General features: G+C 43.8%; 1 protein-coding gene and 1 pseudogene. Both read left to right on the top strand.

The window, feature by feature from the left end; genetic code table 11:
- Window positions 1–750 (top strand): annotated as a pseudogene (locus ACFIMX_RS06600) (hypothetical protein); the annotation flags it as partial.
- Window positions 750–1,146 (top strand): hypothetical protein (locus ACFIMX_RS06595; protein WP_375694211.1); only part of this gene is annotated, 397 nt, incomplete at its 3' end. The pseudogene ACFIMX_RS06600 and the gene ACFIMX_RS06595, both read left to right, overlap by 1 nt.

Below are 1,146 nucleotides of genomic sequence, written 5' to 3'. Positions count from 1 at the left end.
TCTATAGCGTGTCGAGGGAGTGATGCTTTTTTTGCAGGTGATGGTGGTTTTTATCAGATGAGTTTGGATGGTCAACTTTTACCGATAGGTTTTGAAAAGGTTGATAGAACGGTTTTTAAAACATTTGATAAGTTTGCTCTTGATGAGATGCAAGGGGTTATAGATCCCATTGATAACCGGATTTACTGGTCCATAAAGAGAGGCAATAACGAGCAAACGACCTTTGTCTATGATTGGGGCTTGCAGAAATGGTCGACGCTACAGGGAAAACCTTTCACGTTGTTTCCAGTGTTTACGACAGGGTATACTTTAGAACAGTTAGATGAGATTTCGATCAATCTTGAGTCCTTGCCGGCTTCTTTAGACAGCCCTCGTTGGCAAAGTGGCGCTCCAATGCTTGGTGCTTTTGATGAAAACAATCGGCTTGTTATGTTTACAGGAGCCCCAATGGAGGCAACGGTTGTTTCGCAAGAAATGGGAGCACCAGATGGAAGTTTTAACTTTATCACGAAGATGTTTGCTGAAGTTGATACGACGGAAGGACTTTTAAGCATAGGGGAACGTCGGCTTCGTAATGATCAGACGCCGATCACATGGCATAAGGAGAGGGTGTGTTCTTATCTTACGGGTGCTTATCATGGTCGTTCGCGCAATCGTTATCACCGCTTTAAATTGCGTATTCCTGAAGGCGTTCATTGGAACCATATCACAGGGTTTAATGTGGATTTACGTCCTTTAGGCAGAGGGTAATGGCAAAAGTCTTTTTGACCACGTCTTGGGATATGGAGCGTATAGCGCCTTATCTTGAAGACATCATTGCATCCTTTAGAGAGTATGTAGAGCGTTTCAAACATGAAATCACGTTGCAAGAGCTCATTGAAGCGATTTGCAGTGGTAAGAAACAGTTATGGCTTGTTTTGGATGATGAAGAGCGCTTTTTAGCAGCAGTCACGACCCAGATACAGCAGACAGTTTTAGGAAAGAAACGCGCTCTGATTTGTGAATGTAGTGGCAAGGGCGTTCTTGATTTGGTTGAAAATTTGCAAGTTGTAGAGGATTGGGCGCGTGAGAATGGGGCTTCTGAAATGGAGATCTTGGGTCGTTTGGGTTGGAAACGTGCATTGGACAAGCAAGGTTACAGCATAG

The sequence above is a fragment of the Bartonella sp. AD24XZML genome, assembly GCF_042196485.1.
Classification (GTDB): Bacteria; Pseudomonadota; Alphaproteobacteria; order Rhizobiales; family Rhizobiaceae; genus Bartonella.
Note: the sequence above shows the minus strand (reverse complement) of the source record. Positions and strands in the feature narration are given on the sequence as shown.